Genomic DNA, 17496 nt, shown 5'->3' with positions numbered 1-17496 from the left:
GGTCGGCTCTCTGCGAGTACTTAAGTCACAAGGTCGGGGGTCAGTATGTATTTGTCAAAGCGGACGTTGACAGCGTTCGCCCTCCTTTTGGCTGGCTGCATCGCACTAGCATGGCTGTTTCTGCGGCCTCCCCCTACGGAACAAGGGCCAACAGCCTCAAATGATATCCCAGTCGTTATACGGACAAATGGGGGGCTTTTGGAGGTCGCTACGGTTAAGCATCGTCGCAGTTTCGATCTAACTAAATCGGCCACAATCCTTGGATACAAATTGCCATTCTGCAAGGAAACAGCCACCTATGTCGTAGATGCATTTATTACATATCGAGTGCGTCTCGCGAAGCGGTGGACAGGCGACTATACGGACGGCACATTACATCTTATCGCGCCTCCACCTGAGCCAGCTATACCCGTAGCTTTTGATACGTCTAGGCTGCGAGCAACTCTTGATGCTTGTCGTTTTGCGCCGAGTTTAGGTGCAAAAGATGATCTTCTTCGGTCTATTTCTGGCAAACTAGCTCGCGATGCACGCGGAGCGGCCTACATGAAATTTGCTCGTGGCGAAGACTCACGCAAAACAATTATAGAGTTTGCGCAGAAGTGGATGCTCAGTCAAAAGCGCTACGATCTTCCGAAAAATACTCCGATAGAAGTTATGTTTTCGGATGAGTGAAGATATGAACCAAGTGATCATCACCTACCATATAATTGCAGTAAAACAGCACCGGTGATCCACGGTGCGATTGTTTCATAATATTTTGCAGGATTCCTTGATATACCCAACAAAGCGAGCATCAACGTCTCCCGCCTTGGTGTAGATTTTCAGGTCTGTTCCGCTAGGGACCTTGGTCATCACTACGACCAGCTTTGGGGTGTGTCCGTATCCGATCATCAATGTCTTATCCGGTCCATCGTGGATGGGTATCGGCGTCGCGCCGCCTACCCTTGTGATCGCATCCGCGACACAAAATTCGAGATCGATCGGATTGTTCGGTGCCGCCAGCGTCGCGCGCAGCGGCTTACTCATGGTTTCCGTGATTTCCTGCGCGTACAACGGCTGGGCAATCGCAATCAAACCGATCAGAAGTTTCTTCATCTCATTCCCCTTTTTCGCCGTTCGCGGTCGGCGTCGATCGCTTTTGGTAGTTGCGAGAGAATCGGCAGTCAAAACTTTTGCATCAAATCGAAACCCTAGGAAAACCAGCCTCTTCCGTGATGCAAAAATCTGATGCACGATTTCGGTCATGATCTACGGCTATGCGCGCGTCTCAACCACTGGCCAGGACTTGGCCCAACAGCTCGCCCAGCTTACCGCTGCCGGGTGCGTCAAAATGGGTCCGTCCCCGCAAAGGGGCGGAATGCGACATAGGAATTCTGGCAAGGTATTGAGTTGCTGATAAATTCCCTCATTTTCATTCCCCCATTTACGGCCTGGTTTCAGAGGCCCTGTTTCAGGGGGAGGATACCGAAGCTGTCTGCAAGCTTCTTGTCGGAGAAATCGTATTCGCCCAGCATGTTGATGTGCGCCCAGGATTGCGGCGAATGGGCCTTGATACTCTGCATCATTTCGGCGTGCGTTTCGGGATCGGCGGCGCGTAGCCTGGTTTCGAGATAGAGATAATTCCAGCAGATGATGGCGTTCTTGATCAGGCGGTTGCAGGCTTCGGCTACCTGCTGATCCTCCTGGACGGTAAAGATGAACTCACGCGGACTGCCGACGGCCACCGCTCGGGTAAACCGGTTGGCCAGTTCGACCTTGTTGAGCATGGCTTCGATATCCATTCGCAGTTCGACGCCATCGATGTAGCGCAGGATGAACAGGGTTTTGACGATGCGTCCGAAAGCTTTGAGGGCGGTGTAAAGACTGTTCTGCCTGGAATATGAATTGAGCCGCCGGAATATATCCGACGCCGTGGTTTCCTTGAGCCTGATGGTGACCATGAGCCGGAGAATTTCGTCCCAGTGGGTACGGATGATGTTTTCGTCAACATATTTGTCGGGTTGGACGGCCCAGTTCTTCCGATTTTCGTGCGTCATGGACCTGAAGCCATACAGGGTTTGATGCTTCAGGCCCTTGATCCTGGGGGCATAGGCAATGTCGATGAGATAGGTGGCGCCGAAGATCGCTTCGGAATAGCCATGGGTGTCCGTCGAATGGATCGTCGATTTCACCACGTCGTTGTGCATCAGACCGTCGATGACGTAGGCGCTGTCGCGTTCGGCGGCGCTGAAGACGGTGGAATACCAGAGCAAGATCTTGTCGCTGACATAGGTGTAGGCGCTGCTTCCCTGACCTTTCCCAAAATATTTGAAGGAATGGCTGGCATCGAGGCTATCGCCGGTTACCTCGAACTTCTGGCCGTCACTGGCCGTGTGGGTCTCACCGGCATGGCGCCGGTAGATTTCCGGGAGATCGAGGCTGTCCATGAGGGCGAGGATGCGATCGTTGGCAGCAACAAGATTTTCGCGGGAGAAGTGCCAGTTGACGGCGTGATCCAGAGCGTCCTCCTTGATCGCACCGGATATTCGGGCCATTTTCCGCAGGCCGATCCCGCATCCCAGGCCAATGACGCCGGCCAGGAGAACGGCGGTCGAAACCGGGCGGGCGTATTGCTGGCGCAGATGCGACAGGCTGTCGGCAAAACCGCTAGCGACGTTGACCGTGTTGAGGATCTCGGAGAGCGGCACATAGTGCCGTTGCGGAAAGAGCCTGGAAAGGGCAGTCGTCTCGATCTCCTCCTGCTTGGGCGTGTTGAGCTTGATGTGGCCGGCAGCCGCGACCGTCGCATGAAGGTTTCTGCCGTCTGCGATATTGCTGTTGGTGAGGAGAAACTGGTCGCTCAGGGCTTGCTTCAACGTCGCAAGCACGGCGTTCGGGTCCGAGAAACGCGCCATTCCGGCGCGTTCCAGTAATTGCTCACGATCGCGCTGCCAGCGCTCTGTCCCGATCAGATAGCTATCCAGGGGCTGATATCTGTGAGATTGGGGCAGGTTTACACCGCCGGCTTTGATCGCCCTGGCGACGTGCTGGAACAGCATGACCTTATAAAGCGACGGCCTGAATTCCGCGCCACTTCCCACGGCCTTGCGCTCGTCGGGATCGAGAAAGCCTGATGGCGCCGATCGCGTCACCTGGCCATCGGCCTTGCGGAAATGCACCAGCGCCGCCAGCAGCGGCTTGATATGTGTTTCCGTCTGGAAGGACAGAGACTTCATGACACCCGACACCTGGTTTTGCAGGCGTCGGGATCTGGCTTCAAGAATGTCGTAATAGCGGGCGTCCTCGTTCTGCGATACGCTCGCGTCATCCTTCATGTCTTTCAGAATGGCATCGGACAACACTGGCGCCGCATCGACCGGGAACAGCAAGAGATGCAGGCTCTGCAGCTTGTCAGCGTCTGTGAGGTCGTCGGCTTCGAACACACCGCGCAGGGTGGCCATGGCCGATTGGAAATGATCTTCGAAAGCCTGTATCTGGGCCCGGAGCTTTGCGGCCTGAGACTTTCTCTCGACATAGCACCAGTCCTTGAACTCGCGGCTTGCCGCAGTCTCGGTAGCCTTAACGGAGCTGAGTAGCGTGGCCACCAGATTGTCCTGCAGCGAGAAGTATTGATGGACGACGAAGGCGATGAGGTGAAGATAGCGGTCTGCCGGCTTTCGACGCCGCAGATCGTGGGGATCCGATTTCATGACGGCAAGCGCGTAATTGCGGGCGCTGCTTCGATCCCAACCCAGGGCCGTAATGACCGGTTCGAGCTTGTGAAACAGGTCGGAGAGCTCCGTGTGATTGGCCAGCCTGTCCTTGACCGAACGGGGACGAACGGATTGTGAATTCTGCTTGAGGGCCGCCAGACGGCTCCGCGCGATCCCGTCTGTTTCCTCACCATCACCCAGAAGCAGGTCGAGTTCCCGGCCGAGTGCCGGTGGCAGGTGGGCATCGACCAGAGCCATCTCGCGCGTTCTGGACCGCCCGATCGCCAACAGGATCAAATCCTGCAGGCGCCGGTAGCCCGGCAAGGCAATCCGATTTGTCAGCAGATGGTCGACGGCAGCCTGGAAGATAACCTTCGGTTTCTCGTGAGCCCTGACCTTCTGGTCGATCATGAGAGACAGATGCGCTTCACCATCGCCACCGAGCGTCCGGAAACCGGCCAGGCGCTCTATTATCCGCTCGTGGCGTTGACGTGTCCGGTCGGGATAGGCGGCGGGTGCAAACATTCCCGCGTCATGCCCCAGCCGACTGGAGACATGTGCAATGTCGTTGTCGTGGAATGTTTCGGGGGCAAAGCAGCGCCGGCCATGACGGAAGTAGCCGGCATTTAAACAGAACCCGACCTGGTGGGCTGGATCCCGCAGTCGCTCGATCTCTTTTTGAAAGCCGAGTGGCAAATCGAAGGCAGCCTTGCGCTGGGCAGCGTTCATCCGGGGCGGTGTGTCGAAAGCGTTCTGTTCGCCGGGCGAGAGAATTTGCATGCGTGGCATAAGCTGCGTCTCTTTTCGTTTTGGATAGGGTTTGCTATCCTTTATCTGTGAGACGGGATATGATACAAAATCGATCATGCTGGCGGGCTGTTTCGCCAGCGTCACACAAACGACCGTCTGTGAAACACTCATGAAGCTCGGATATGCGCGGATTTCCAAAGCAGACGGCTCGCAGACCCTCGACCTTCAGATGGATGCGCTCACGGCGGCCGATGTCACTCCCGACCACGTCTACAAGGACGAAGCGTCTGGAAAGCGGGATGATCGTCCGGGGCTGGAAGCCTGCCTGAAAGCGCTACGGCCAGGCGACACACTTTATATATGGAAGCTTGACCGGCTGGGACGCGATCTCAAGCATTTGGTCACGACCGTACGCAGTCTGTCTGAACGAGGCGTCGGGCTTTGCGTCCTCACCGGCCAGGGCGCCGATATAGACACCACCACATCAAGCGGCAAACTGATATTCGGGATATTCGCGGCACTGGCCGAGTTCGAGGGCGATCTCATTCGCGAACGCACAATGGCGGGTCTCGCCGCTGCCCGCGCACGCGGACGTAAAGGCGGCCGCCAATTCGAGCTGACCAAAAACCAGATCCGCCTGGCCCAGTCTGCGATGGCCAATCGCGACACGAATATCGCTGACCTATGCCGTGAACTCGGCATTAGCCGCGCGACGCTCTATCGCTACGTCGGACCGAACGGCCAGTTGCGCGATCATGCAAAGCGGGTCCTCAAAGTCGCGTCCGGCACTCCGAATGCCCTCAGTGCTTGACCGAAATTCCTATGTCGCGTTCGGTACTTTTGCGGGGATGGACCCAAAATCTACCGCGAGAAGATTAGCGGGGCGACGGCCGAGCGGCCCCAGCTCAAGCGCGCGATCGGCGCGCTGGACGATGGCGACGTGCTGATGGTGACGGCGACAGACCGGCTTGCCCGCAACACCCGCGACTTATTGAACATCCTCCATGCGGTAAAGGAGGCCGGGGCTGGCTTCCGTTCGCTGGCCGAGCCGATGGTGGACACGACTTCACAATTTGCCGAGGTGATAATCGCGGTGTTGGGAATCGCGGCGAGCTGGGAGCGGGAGCGGATCACCGAGCGCACCGCCGCAGGGCGTGTCCAGGCAAGGGCGCGTGGTGTCAAATTTGGGCGTAGGACGGCCCTGACCTCACATCAGCAGGCAGAGGCGCTCGATAGGCTCGCTGCCGGTGACACGCAGCGGACCGTCGCCGCGCTGTTCAATGTCAGCCAGGCAACCATATCACGGCTTGTAGGGCGGTAAGGAACGATCGGAGACGGGCATGGAAGACGGCATCAGGCAGAGTTACAAGGATGAACAGATTCGCCTTCTAGAGCATGCGCTCACGCTTCCCTTGCCGGACGCCGTATTCACTATCGTTCATTACAACGATCACCGTAGGCGGATGGGGCCGAGGCCGCACTGCGATCCGATAGACCTCGCAGTCCTACACGACAGCTACGATCCCAATGAGGCCCCGTGACCGCGAAGCTGTGCAAAATGGCCATTTGGCTTCGCGCGTCCGGTGATCCGGGTTAGCATGCCGCTGCGGCGTGGATCAGGGGGCATGCATGAAACGACTGTGGTCGGTGGACGAACTGGGTGAACGCTGGACGCTGTCGCCCGACGATGTCGCGTTCATCGCCGGCAATGCTGATGCCGGTAAGCTGGGGCTCGCCTGTCAGCTGGCGTTCTGGCGGTCGCAGGGTCGCTTTCCGGATGAGGAAGCGGACCTCGCCCCGGCCGTGATCGCGCATCTCGCCGGCCAGATCGGCGTCGAGGCAGACGTCGAGAGCTACGCGTTCACCGGTCGCTCGGGACGCCGGCACCGCCAGCTTGTTCTCGAGCATCTGGCGGTCGGCACCTTTGACCATGCGACCGAGGCGGCGTTCCGGTCGTGGCTGCTGTCGGACATCCTCCCCCGCGAGCCGACACCGTCCGCGCTTGAGGACGAGATCACCGGATGGTTCGCCGCGCGGCGGGTTGTCAGGCCCGGATCGTACCGCCTCGACCGGCTGGTCCGCTCGCTTCGCGCCGGCCACGACGACGCGATGCTCGCCGCCGTCGGTGATCGCCTTGACGATGGATCCCGCTCGCGCCTGAACGCGCTGCTCGCCGACGATGGTGAGGGCGCGGCCTATACGCGGCTGTCCGCTGATCCCGGAAAGCCCGGGCTCGACAGCCTGCTGGCCGAGATCGCCAAGCTCGAGTTGGTTCGCGGGCTTGAACTATCGGCAGAGTTGCTCGGCGGCGTGCATTCCGACCTTGTGAAGCGATTCCGCAGGCGGGCCGCGGTCGAGAGCGCCTGGGAGCTGCGCCGCCACCCGGATCGTATCAGGCTGCCGCTGCTCGCCTTTTATTGCGTCCCGCGCGAGGCGGAAATCGTCGACGGGCTGGTCGACCTGCTCATCCAGATCACGCACCGCATCACGGTCAAGGCCGAGCGGCGCGTCGTGACCGAGCTCCTGGAGGAAGCAAAGGCGGTCAGGGGCAAGACCGGCATCCTGTTCAAGGGTCGTGCGGCTGAGCGGAACAGAAAAGTGTCATAAGGAGCCGTTTGGCTCAATGCAGCGATAGATAGTGGCCGGGTGAACATTGAAGGTCCTGGCGACGGAGCTGATTGATTTGCCCTCCAGAACAAGTTGGCGAGCAAGCTCGGCCTGATCGGGTCGCATTTTCTTTGGGCGTCCGAAGGTCACGCCGCGCACCATAGCCGCCTTTCGACCCTCGTCGGTTCGGCTCAATATTAGAGACCGCTCGAACTGGGCGATCCCGGCGAATACGGTCATGATCATCACGCCAGACGGGGACGTGGTATCGGCCCAAGGTTCATCAAGCGATTGTAATCCTGCCTGCTTTTCCCTGATACGTTCCGCGATGTGCAAGAGTTCGATGGTGGATCGCGCCAAACGATCGAGGCGGGTGACGACGAGAACATCGTCTTTGCGCAGGTGGCCCATCAGCTTTTCAAGCTCGAGCCGGCCACGAGCGGCCCCTGATATTTTCTCGTCGAACATCATTTCACAGCCAGCCTCCGAGAGCCGAGCGCACTGGATGTCCAGGTTCTGATCCTCGGTGGAGACGCGCGCGTAGCCGAGCTTCATGCGGAGGCTCCCGCCATTGTGCGAAAGTTGCTGCAAAACGACTTTATTTCGCACATATATTTTGCGAAGAAATTCGCCTTGTTTATCGGCATCGGCCGTCCCCTTCGCAAAAGTTGGAAGTTTCGCACGGTATGCCCACCCGTCACCTCACTGATGCCCAGCGTCAGGGCTTTTCTCGCTTCGACGGCGAACCGTCGGCCGACCAACTCGCGCGATATTTCCATCTGGACCAAACTGATCGCGACCTCATTGGAACTCTGCGCGGAGACCATAATCGGCTCGGCTTCACCGTGATGCTGACGAGCGCCCGGTTTCTGGGCGCATTTCCAGTCTCTCCTTCCGAGATCCCCGCGTCGGTCCTGGCGACCGTGATCGAACAACTCGCTCTTGAGCCCGCCACGGACGTGGACGCCTATTTTGCGGGAAGCCGGCGCATCCGGCACCTCGCGCTCATCCGGACGCACTGCGGCTTCACGGACTTTGGCGACAACGCGGTGGCGCGTTTCCGATTGACCAGATGGCTCTACGCCCTTTGTTGGAGCGGCGACGAGCGGCCCGGCCCCTTGATTGATCGAGCGGCGGCCTGGCTGATCGCCAACAAGGTGCTGCTGCCAGGCGTCACGGTCGTCGAGCGATTGGTCGGCAGAATCCGCGATCGTGCGCGGACCAGGCTTTGGCGCCATCTGGTCGCCAGCTTGAGCGATGACCAACGCGCGCGCATCGCCGCCCTGTTTGACGATGGCGACACATCCACGTTCGCCGCCTTGGACGCGCTGCGGACAGTGCCCTCCAAGCGCATGCCGACCGAGCTCTTCCGTCACCTTGATCGGCTCGATGCGGTCCGGGCGTTCAATCTGCGGCCGGCGCCACCAAGGGGTGTTCCCGCGACAACCCTTGAGCGGCTCGCGCGGGTAGCGCGTGTCAGCAAGCCTTCGGCCATTGCGGCCCTTCAGGAGCCTCGTCGAACCGCGACTGTAGCCGCGCTCTTCCATACGCTCGAAGCGGCGGCCCAGGACGATGCCGCCGAGCTGGCCGAGGTTCTGCTTGCCGATTTGGTGAAGGGGGCCGAAGCCGCCGACAAACAGGACCGTCTGCGCAGTCTGCGCGATCTCGATGGCGCCGCGATGCTGCTCCACGCGATGGGTCTGTTGGTTTTGACCGACGATGTCCTGCCCCTCAATGAATGGAGAGATGTGCTCTTCGAGCGGTTGCCCCGTCCCGACATCGAGGCCGCCATGTCCAAGGTGGAGGCGATCGCCAAGCCCGCAGAGAGCAAGCCCTACGACCAACTGCGGAGAAAGTGGCGGGGTGCCCGGAAATTGTTCTTCGAAATCACCAACCGCATCGAGACCGACGCCGCCCCGGGCGGCAAAAACGTCAAGGCCGCGATCAGCTACCTCAAGGGCGTAGACGACTGGTCGTCTCTCGCCAAGATGCGCGGCGCACCGACCGCTGCGATCCCAAAGGCGTGGAGGCAACATGTCCTGGATCATGAAGGCAGTGTGCGGGACCCGAAAGCCTATGTCTTCGCGATCATCGATGCATGGCGTCTCGCGATCAAGCATCGCGATGTGTTCGCCAAGCCCGGCATCCGATACGGAGATCCTCGGCGCGGGATGCTCGAGGGCGAGTCCTGGCACAATTCCAGGTTGATGGTGGCACGCGCCCTGGGCCGATCTCTGGAAGCCGACACTGAGATTGACGGTCTCTCCCGCCTTCTCGACGAGGCATATCGACATGTCGTCGCGCGCGCCGGCCACAATCCTGACCTGCGTTTCGAGACGGTCGCCGACAAGACCGGGATTGTGGTCACGCCCCTCGACAAGCTTGATGAATCCGAGAGCCTTCGTGCGCTGCGCGGCGCCGTCCAAACGCGCATGCCGAAGGCGGGGATGCCCGACATCTTTCTTGAAGTCATGGCGCGAACCGGATTCGCCAAGTCCTTTACCCATCTGAGCGAGCGTCAGGCCACCGTCGAGCACTTCGAGATAAGCCTGTGCGCAACCCTGGTCGGCGGCGCCTGCAACATCGGTCTTGAGCCAGTTGTGCGCCCGGAAATTGCGGCTCTGCGTCGCGACCGGCTGTCTTGGGTCAATCAGAATTTCATTCGGCCTGAGACCATAGCTGCGGCGAACGCCGCGATCGTTGCCGCCCACAATCGCCTGGATATCGTTCGCCACTGGGGCGCCGGAGAGGTGGCCAGCGCGGACGGAATGCGGTTTGTCGCTCCGTCGAGCGCCATACATGCCGGCCCCAATCCCAAATACTATGGCCAGGAGCGCGGCGTCACTTGGTACAACATGATTTCCAATCAGTTCAGCGGGCTGGCCGGAGCGGTCATCCCCGGCACCTTGCGCGACAGTTTGGTCGTCCTGGCTCTCCTGCTGGAGCAGGAAACCGAGCTCGATCCTCTGGAGATTATGACCGACACCGCTGCCTATTCCGACGCAATTTTCGGCCTGTTCTGGCTCCTGGGCTACCGATTCAGCCCCCGTCTGGCGGACATCGGCGGCGCGAAGCTGTGGCGCATCGACCGCCAGGCGAGCTACGGACAATTCGATGAGATTGCCTGGGGCAGGATCAAAATCAATCTGATTAGGGAAAACTGGTCCGACCTGATCCGTTTGGCCGGGTCGATCAAGCTCGGCCACCTCAAGGCCGCAGGCGTCATGCGCATGCTGCAGGTCAAAGACCGCCCAACGACCCTGGCCAAGGCCCTGTCTGAACTGGGGCGCATCATCAAGACGCTGCACATCCTGCGATACATCGACGACCGACCGTTCCGCCGACGGATCTTGTTTCAGCTCAACCGGCAGGAATTGCGCCACAAGCTCGGTCGGCGCGTCCATCACGGCGATCGGGGCGAAATCAGAAGCCCTTTGCGTCAAGGCCAAGAGGAGCAGCTCGGGGTCCTCGGTCTCGCCCTCAACTCCATCGTCCACTGGAACGCTGTCTACATGCAGGAAACCGTGCGCCAACTCAGCGAGGCCGGGGCGCCACCGCTGCCCGCCGATATCGCTCGACTCTCGCCGATATTCTGGCGTCACATCAATTTCCTCGGGAGCTACGACTTCTCCGTGCCCGACGCCGTCGCAAACGGCGGCCTCAGACCGCTACGCCAACCTAATTCCGAATGGGACTTTTGAAAAGAAATAATGCCCCTTACGACACTTTCTTGTTCCGCTCAGCCGCACGACCCGATCCCGAGGCGATCCTCCGGCGGTTCACGAGGAACAACGTCCAGCACCCGACCTACAAGGCGCTCGCCGAGCTCGGCAAGGCAATGAAGACTGCGTTCCTGTGCCGCTACCTGCACGACGAGGCCCTGCGTCGCGAAATCAACGAAGGGCTGAACGTCGTCGAGACCTGGAACTCGGCCAACGGCTTCATCTTCTTCGGCCGGGGCGGCGAGGTCGCATCGAACCGGCTCGACGACCAGCAGGCATCGGTCGCGGCGCTGCACCTCCTCCAGTCCTGCCTCGTGTACGTCAACACGCTGATGCTCCAGCGCGTACTCGCCGAGAAACGCTGGCGCGGGCGCATGACCGCGGCGGACGAGCGTGGGCTGACTCCGCTCATCTGGGCGCATGTCAGTCCGTATGGCGCGTTCGACCTGAACATGGAGCGGCGGCTCGACATTGAGGCAAGGATAGCCGCGTAAACTTCGACCGGCCTATTCACTCTTTACAAAAGGCGCATTTCGTCAAGAGTAGTGCCGACAGTAAGGCGATGCGCCCAGGAGAACGCAGCATGGCTGAGAAGGTGACCAGCTGGCGAAATGTAAAGAGTGGCGCCGATGCGGCCGCTGATGCCCACGAACGCCGCAAGGATTTCCTCACCGCAGCCGAGATCGACCGCCTGCTCGATGCCGCCAAAGCTGGCCGTCATGGACCGCGCGACCACCTGCTCCTGCTCATGATGTATCGTCATGGGCTCCGTGTAAGTGAGGCGACCGCGCTGCGGCGCGACGAGGTCGACGTTGCCGTATCGCGCCTGTGGGTGCGTCGTCTCAAAAACGGTTTGTCAGTCGAACAGCCGATCGCAGGCGACGAACTGCGCGCGATCAGGCGTTACCTCGGCGGGCGCGATGATCACCTGCCTTGGCTGTTCGTGTCTGAGCGCAGGGCGCAGCTGACCCGCCAGGCCGTGAATTACCTGCTGGCCCAAGCCTCGGCGCGCGCCGGCCTGCCGCCGGTCAACCCGCACATGCTGCGCCACTCGTGCGGGTTCGCGCTCGCGAACCGCGCCTACGACCTCCGGCTGATCCAGGACTATCTCGGCCACCGCGACCCCAAACACACCGTCCGCTACACGCGTACGGCCGGACGCCGGTTCGAGGGTCTCTGGCGCTGAAACCCCAAATGGCCAATTTGCACAGCTTCGCGGTCACGGGGCCAATGAGGTGGAGGAATGGCGGATCAAAGCCCAAAAGCTGAGAAATGATGCCTATTCCGTAGGCGATGCGTCGCTTCGTAAAGACGGAACTTATGATCGGCGTAGGGCTGAATATGAAGCTGCCCACCCCGGCTTCATGCCTAAAACCTATGAAGACGCGGTGGGCTTCGGGATGTGGCAAGCAAGATAGCCAGCTACCGCCGCCCACCCATTCCAGAGGTCAATCGTCAGATCGTCCGAACAGGCGACCGAAAAAGCCACGTTTCGATTCTGCTGCCTCTGGCCCGGTGAGCAATCCGATCACCCGCGCCTGTGCTTCTCGACGTTCTTCCTCGGATTTATCGAGCCGTTGGCGCAGGTCGGAAACCACGCCATCACGATCCTGTAGCTGTTCACGCAACAGTTCAATCTCCCGCTGCAACCCCCCTGAATTTATTAGGGTTTCCCTGTTTCCATCGGGGGTATCTAAGCGTGACTCGTCAACCGTTTCCTTCTGTTTCGGAGGAAACACCCGGAACAGTTCGGACGTGTCGATAAGGTAGCCGTTATCGGTCTTCTCAGCATAGCTAAGACGACCGGATTTAAGGGCTTTGGAGACGGTCCCCTTGCTGACCCCAGCCAGTTCAGCCCCCTTCGTCATTGAGACGGTTGCCATGCTTTATTCCCCCGTTTCCAACCGGGAACGTGTCCCTGTTTCTGTAGGGTATCGCGAAACCCTAAGAGCGACAACCATTAGGGTTTACTCCATTTTTCCGCGCAACCCCTTACCCAAGTCGTCCAATCTTCGCGTAGAGCATCTCCCCGGAGCTGGCGTCGCTTGTCGGTTCGCACCCGCGCATATTGATCTGCCAACCGCTGCACGGCGTGCCCTCCACCATAGGTGACGCCGATCGCGTGCAACTCCGTTGCGCCAAATTCCGTTACCTGATCGTCGGTAGGCCAGCGCAAAACATCAGACACGCCCAAATTCGCGACTGTTGCAGCGATGATCGCACTGGGGTCGAGTATCGTTTCCGCCGTGCCATCGCGACGTGCTCGGCGACCGGCGCGATGGCGTTCGTTTTCCTCTTCAGCCGCTACCGCAGCGATCGGCGGCTTGCGGCGGAAGGTTATAGCAATCTCGATGACCTTGCGGCCCCGCCTTTTTGCGACGTCCCATGCCACCGAGAACTGCGGCACAAGCTGGTTGATTTCCGCCGTTGCGGCATCGAGGACGAAGCGTCGAAGATCGGCGAAAGAGCTGTAAGACCCTTCTGGAACACCAAGTTTTGCCCGGAGGGTTTCCACATCGCCGCGCCAGATCGGCACGTCTCGTCGGTAGAGCAACGCTCCGAGCTGGTATAGTTCGAGGGCATATTTGCTATCGAAGGCCAGCACTGTTGCCCGGTGCAGGAGTGCATAGGCTTCGCTGTCTTTCAGGAGGTCGCGCGCGCGTCGGGTGAAACGGTAGATCAACCACCCCTGTTCACCCCCCTCAAATGTCTCTTCGATCATCTGGAAGGTGCGCCGCCCGTGGTCGCCTTCCACCTTGTCAGGCATGGCAAAGAAGATACCCATCAGCTCGTCGATCGTCTCAGCAAGGCGATCGTTGGAGTTGTGGGAGCCGCGCAACATGCGCTTGGTGATTCTATGTTCCTGGTCCCGCCAGGCATCGCCTGCGGCCTGGTGCATCATCAACGCGAACACCTTGCGCGCAGACAGGCTAAGGGAAACCCCCCGCGCGTAGCGGACTTCGACTAGCTCGCGCGGCTGTACAATCGTGTCAGAGCCACGCTCTTTCTCGATCCGCGCCACCTCCATCGTGCGACCAGTTGTGTCGGCTGTCCCGTCCATGATGGGACATTCGGTCGATGTGCGAACAGGGTCAAGGTATTATGAGGTGAGAAAAGAAATGGCCTCACTTCATGCACCCCATTTCTCATAATACCCCCACCCCAAAACTCACAATAGGGCACCCCATTTCTCATGATGCCCCACCCCATCCCTCATGATAGGCCGAAATACACCTTTATAATCAATGCGTTTGATACCCCTGAATCATAGAATCCCAGAATCTAGAATCATCGCGGGCGCGTGAGAGGAAATGCGGTTCTAAAGATGAGGAATATGGAATTGGCCTACCGGCCAATGCGCTATTTGATGCGTGACGGCGATGCCGTCACAAGGCGACCTGCGGTCGCTGGACTTCCGAGGGGGAAGTGGGGCGGGTTCATTACCCAATCGCGTTCTAGCGCCGTGCTGAGAGGTCCAGGGCGGTCAGGAGCCGGGGTTGCCGCTCTTTCCCCTTCCGCTGCGCCATAGGCGACGATCGCGCCCCCTGTGGCCGCTCAGCCGGGATCGGCCAGCCCTGCGAACTCGCGTTGATCGTAATATCGGATCTTCTCCACGATCAACGGGGCCTGCCCCTGGAGCATCAGCAATTGGGCGTCACCTCAAGCTTTGTACGCTGAACAACGATTTTCCGGACATAATGTGAACATTGGTGTCAGGCAGCGGCGCGAAGGTACTGGTAGAGGGTTTCGCGGCTGATGCCCATGTCGCGCGCTATGGTCGCCTTGCGTTCACCGGCGGCAACGCGGCGGTGCAGATCGGCAATCATCTCATCCGAGAGCGACCGTTTCCGCCCCCGATAGGCGCCGCGCTGCCGAGCGATCGCAATGCCTTCGCGTTGCCGTTCGCGGATCAGAGCGCGCTCGAACTCAGCAAACGCACCCATGACCGAGAGCATCAGATTGGCCATCGGGGAGTCCTCCCCCGAGAAGGACAGGCTTTCCTTCTCAAACTCGATCCGGATACCTCGCTTGGTGAGGCCCTGGACCAGCTTGCGCAGGTCATCCAGATTGCGGGCCAACCGATCCATGCTGTGGACGACGACGGTATCGCCTTCGCGGGCGAAAGTGAGCAGAGCCTCAAGCTGGGGGCGGTTGACGTCCTTGCCCGATGCCTTGTCGGTGAAGGTCCGATCGAGCGACTGACCTTCCAATTGGCGATCCACATTCTGATCGAACGTGCTGACCCGGACATAGCCGATCCGTTGCCCCTTCACTGCGCACTCTCTCCATCAAAATGTCAGGTTGAAATCTATGATACGTAACGAAATTCGTCAACAAATTCCGTTTATCACCCTAATCTGACAGAAACCGCAGTACCGCCCTGACGTCCAGTTAGGCTATACTCCAAGCTGACATCACGAAATCAAATCCCTCAAAGATGGCGTCAATTGCCTTGATGGGGTAAAAACTGGAGTGCTTCCAGGATGGGACATTCGGCAACGTCATCTCCAGTGCATCTGGCTAACGTGGTCGCCAGCGTCACCTCTATCTTCTGCAAATCTGCAATGCGGCGGCGGACATCTTCAAGGTGGAGTTCGGTTCTCGCCATAACCTCCGCGCAGGTTTGTGCACCGGTATCGGTGAGCGACAACAATGACCGTATCTCATCCATTGCATAGCCAAGGTCGCGCGCGCGCAGGATGAACTGCAACCTTTGCACCAGTTCCGGCGAATAGACGCGGTAGCCGTTGGAACTGCGAGGCGGCCCCGGCAGCAATCCCACCTTCTCGTAATAGCGGATGGTTTCGAGATTGCAGCCTGTTTTCCGGGCAAGCTGGGCACGCAAGATGCCGACCTGTTGCTCCATGAAAATACCTCTTGAGTCTGTAGTGGCTACAGAGCCTACACTGCGAATCACTCAGTTGGAACAAGGGATTCAAGCCATGGTCTCAACGCCGGAAGCGGGACAGCCAGCCCTCACCGAAAACCACGAGCCGAAGCAGGCAAACTGGGTTGCGGCGGGCGCATTGATCGGCGCGGGGCTCGCCTCGGCTTGCTGCGTCGTCCCGCTACTGTTGGTTATGCTCGGAATTTCCGGCGCGTGGATCGCCAACCTGACGGCGCTCGAACCTTACAAGCCCTATGTCGCAGGCGTAACGCTCGCGCTGCTCGGCTACGGCTTCTGGCATGTCTATTTCAAGCCGAAACCGCCCTGTGAAGACGGTTCCTACTGCGCTCGTCCACAATCGGCTTGGACCACCAAGGCGGTGCTGTGGCTGGGCCTTGCCGTCGCCATCCTGGCGCTCACCATCGACTGGTGGGCACCCTGGTTCTATTGAAAGGAAATACCCATGAAAAAGACAGTATGTATCGCTATGGCCGTGCTGGCTATGGCTGGCGGCGGGGTCGCCTATGCAGTTAGTGGCACGGCGCAAGATCGCCCCGCGGCTACCGCAACCGCTCAGAAGCAAACCACCTTTGCCATAGAGAACATGACCTGCGCCACCTGCCCGATCACCGTGAAGAAGGCGATGGAAGGCGTCGCCGGGGTAACGGCGGTCACGGTCGATTTCGCAGCCAAGACCGCGCGCGCAACCTATAACCCGCGCCGCACCAATGCTGCTGCGATTGCCGCTGCATCAACCAACGCGGGTTATCCGGCGCGCGCTATTCAAAACTGAGCGGGGCGCCGCCAGCGCCTCAAGAAAGCGATAAGCAATGAACGACTGTTGCAACCGCCCCGGGCAGGAAGGATTTGACGTGGCCGTCATCGGCGCGGGTTCTGCCGGGTTCTCCGCCGCGATCGCCGCTGCCGATCTGGGCGCGAAAGTGGCGCTCGTCGGTCACGGCACGATTGGCGGCACCTGTGTCAATGTTGGCTGCGTTCCTTCCAAGACGCTGATCCGCGCCGCCGAAGCGGTGCATGGTGGGCTTGCCGCCGCGCGCTTTCCCGGCCTTGGGGGCGCTGTCCAGATGGATGACTGGTCCGTATTGGCGGCGTCGAAGGACGATCTTGTCACGACGCTGCGCCAAAAAAAATATGTCGATCTGCTGCCCGCCTATGACGGTGTGAGCTATATCGAGGGCAAGGCACGCTTTGCCGATGGTGCGCTGATTGTCGGCGATGCGCCCATGAAGGTCGGCAAGGTCATATTGGCGATGGGTGCGCACGCCGCCGTGCCGCCGATTCCGGGGATGGACAGCGTGCCCTACCTAACCAGCACATCGGCGCTGGCGCTGGATCGCTTGCCCAAATCGCTGCTGGTGATCGGTGGCGGGGTGATCGGGGTAGAACTGGGACAGATGTTTTCGCGTCTGGGCGTTGATGTCACCATCTGCTGCCGAAGCCGCCTGCTCCCCGAAATGGACCCGGAAGTGAGTGCCGCGCTGAAAAACTATTTGGAAGCCGAGGGCGTGCGGGTTTGCGCAGGTGTCGGCTATCAGCGTATCGCCCAAACACAGAGCGGGGTCGAATTGACCTGCGAGGGGCATTGTGACACCGTCGCGGCGGAACAGGTGCTCATCGCCACCGGACGCCGACCCAATAGCGACGGGCTTGGGCTGGAGGAGCGCGGCATAGTGCTTGCCCGTAATGGTGGAATCGTCGTCGATGACCACCTCGAAACGTCGGTTCCAGGCATTTACGCGGCGGGCGATGTAACGGGACGGGACCAGTTCGTCTACATGGCCGCCTATGGCGCAAAACTGGCCGCGCGCAACGCGGT

General features: G+C 59.8%; 15 protein-coding genes and 3 pseudogenes. 11 read left to right on the top strand and 7 right to left on the bottom strand.

Features of this window, described 5'->3' with window-relative positions; genetic code table 11:
- Nucleotides 1-198: 198 nt before the first annotated feature.
- Nucleotides 199-672 carry a hypothetical protein gene (locus tag WFR25_RS25670; RefSeq protein ID WP_336975182.1) on the top strand — a complete coding sequence of 158 codons (474 nt, stop codon included), beginning with the start codon at nucleotides 199-201 and terminating at the stop codon, nucleotides 670-672.
- A gap of 75 nt (nucleotides 673-747) precedes the next feature.
- Here the strand turns inward: WFR25_RS25670 and WFR25_RS25665 are convergent, their stop codons facing one another.
- Nucleotides 748-1245, bottom strand: coding sequence for a hypothetical protein (locus WFR25_RS25665; protein WP_336975180.1), 498 nt, complete (start codon nucleotides 1243-1245; stop codon nucleotides 748-750).
- On the opposite strand from WFR25_RS25665, the pseudogene WFR25_RS25660 reads away from it, so the two are divergent.
- A pseudogene (locus WFR25_RS25660) lies at nucleotides 1244-1333 on the top strand (recombinase family protein); the annotation flags it as partial. The gene WFR25_RS25665 and the pseudogene WFR25_RS25660 overlap by 2 nt on opposite strands.
- Before the next feature lie 103 nt (nucleotides 1334-1436).
- Here the strand turns inward: WFR25_RS25660 and WFR25_RS25655 are convergent.
- Entirely contained in the window at nucleotides 1437-4559 is a 3123-nt protein-coding gene (locus WFR25_RS25655) for a Tn3 family transposase (protein ID WP_336975068.1), read from the bottom strand.
- Between the two features lie 52 nt (nucleotides 4560-4611).
- Here WFR25_RS25655 and WFR25_RS25650 point away from each other — a divergent pair, with 52 nt between their 5' ends.
- The 3 genes and pseudogenes from WFR25_RS25650 (at nucleotide 4612) to WFR25_RS25640 (ending at nucleotide 7049) form a co-directional block, all read left to right on the top strand.
- Nucleotides 4612-5253, top strand: a complete 642-nt coding sequence (locus WFR25_RS25650; protein WP_087727265.1) for a recombinase family protein — start codon at nucleotides 4612-4614, stop codon at nucleotides 5251-5253.
- A gap of 45 nt (nucleotides 5254-5298) precedes the next feature.
- Nucleotides 5299-5763, top strand: a pseudogene (locus tag WFR25_RS25645) (recombinase family protein); the annotation flags it as partial.
- Nucleotides 5764-6071: 308 nt separating this feature from the next.
- The gene (locus tag WFR25_RS25640) at nucleotides 6072-7049 is read left to right on the top strand and encodes a DUF4158 domain-containing protein (RefSeq protein ID WP_336975178.1); all 978 of its coding nucleotides are present in this window, start codon (nucleotides 6072-6074) and stop codon (nucleotides 7047-7049) included.
- Here the strand turns inward: WFR25_RS25640 and WFR25_RS25635 are convergent.
- Nucleotides 7044-7604: a recombinase family protein gene (locus tag WFR25_RS25635; RefSeq protein ID WP_059153619.1), complete on the bottom strand. Its 561-nt coding sequence runs from the start codon at nucleotides 7602-7604 to the stop codon at nucleotides 7044-7046. The genes WFR25_RS25640 and WFR25_RS25635 overlap by 6 nt on opposite strands.
- A 131-nt stretch (nucleotides 7605-7735) precedes the next feature.
- On the opposite strand from WFR25_RS25635, the gene WFR25_RS25630 reads away from it, so the two are divergent.
- From WFR25_RS25630 to WFR25_RS25620, 3 genes and pseudogenes are all read left to right on the top strand, one after another.
- Nucleotides 7736-10750, top strand: coding sequence for a Tn3 family transposase (locus WFR25_RS25630; RefSeq protein WP_059153620.1), 3015 nt, complete (start codon nucleotides 7736-7738; stop codon nucleotides 10748-10750).
- Between the two features lie 53 nt (nucleotides 10751-10803).
- Nucleotides 10804-11265 (top strand): annotated as a pseudogene (locus tag WFR25_RS25625) (Tn3 family transposase); the annotation flags it as partial.
- 89 nt (nucleotides 11266-11354) lie between these two features.
- Nucleotides 11355-11957, top strand: coding sequence for a tyrosine-type recombinase/integrase (locus WFR25_RS25620; protein ID WP_336975069.1), 603 nt, complete (start codon nucleotides 11355-11357; stop codon nucleotides 11955-11957).
- A gap of 262 nt (nucleotides 11958-12219) precedes the next feature.
- Here WFR25_RS25620 and WFR25_RS25615 read toward each other — a convergent pair whose 3' ends face one another.
- From WFR25_RS25615 to WFR25_RS25600, 4 genes are all read right to left on the bottom strand, one after another.
- Nucleotides 12220-12654 (bottom strand): DNA-binding protein, encoded by a 435-nt coding sequence (locus tag WFR25_RS25615; RefSeq protein ID WP_336975176.1) that lies wholly within the window; start codon nucleotides 12652-12654, stop codon nucleotides 12220-12222.
- 77 nt (nucleotides 12655-12731) lie between these two features.
- A complete protein-coding gene (locus tag WFR25_RS25610; protein ID WP_336975174.1) occupies nucleotides 12732-13832 on the bottom strand; it encodes a replication initiation protein in 1101 nt (366 codons plus the stop codon).
- A gap of 652 nt (nucleotides 13833-14484) precedes the next feature.
- On the bottom strand, nucleotides 14485-15045 hold the full coding sequence (locus WFR25_RS25605; RefSeq protein WP_004213255.1) for a recombinase family protein: 561 nt from the start codon (nucleotides 15043-15045) through the stop codon (nucleotides 14485-14487).
- 170 nt (nucleotides 15046-15215) lie between these two features.
- Complete coding sequence (locus WFR25_RS25600) at nucleotides 15216-15638, bottom strand: MerR family transcriptional regulator (RefSeq protein WP_014072603.1); 423 nt, start codon at nucleotides 15636-15638, stop codon at nucleotides 15216-15218.
- Nucleotides 15639-15714: 76 nt separating this feature from the next.
- On the opposite strand from WFR25_RS25600, the gene WFR25_RS25595 reads away from it, so the two are divergent.
- From WFR25_RS25595 to WFR25_RS25585, 3 genes are all read left to right on the top strand, one after another.
- Complete coding sequence (locus tag WFR25_RS25595; RefSeq protein WP_014072602.1) at nucleotides 15715-16110, top strand: mercuric transporter MerT family protein; 396 nt, start codon at nucleotides 15715-15717, stop codon at nucleotides 16108-16110.
- 12 nt (nucleotides 16111-16122) lie between these two features.
- A complete protein-coding gene (locus WFR25_RS25590) occupies nucleotides 16123-16452 on the top strand; it encodes a heavy-metal-associated domain-containing protein (RefSeq protein ID WP_004213249.1) in 330 nt (109 codons plus the stop codon).
- Between the two features lie 37 nt (nucleotides 16453-16489).
- Nucleotides 16490-17496: dihydrolipoyl dehydrogenase family protein (locus tag WFR25_RS25585; RefSeq protein ID WP_336975172.1), on the top strand; the 1007-nt coding region annotated here is incomplete at its 3' end.

The sequence above is a fragment of the Sphingobium aromaticiconvertens genome (assembly GCF_037154075.1).
Taxonomy (GTDB): domain Bacteria; phylum Pseudomonadota; class Alphaproteobacteria; order Sphingomonadales; family Sphingomonadaceae; genus Sphingobium; species Sphingobium aromaticiconvertens.
Note: the sequence above shows the minus strand (reverse complement) of the source record. Positions and strands in the feature narration are given on the sequence as shown.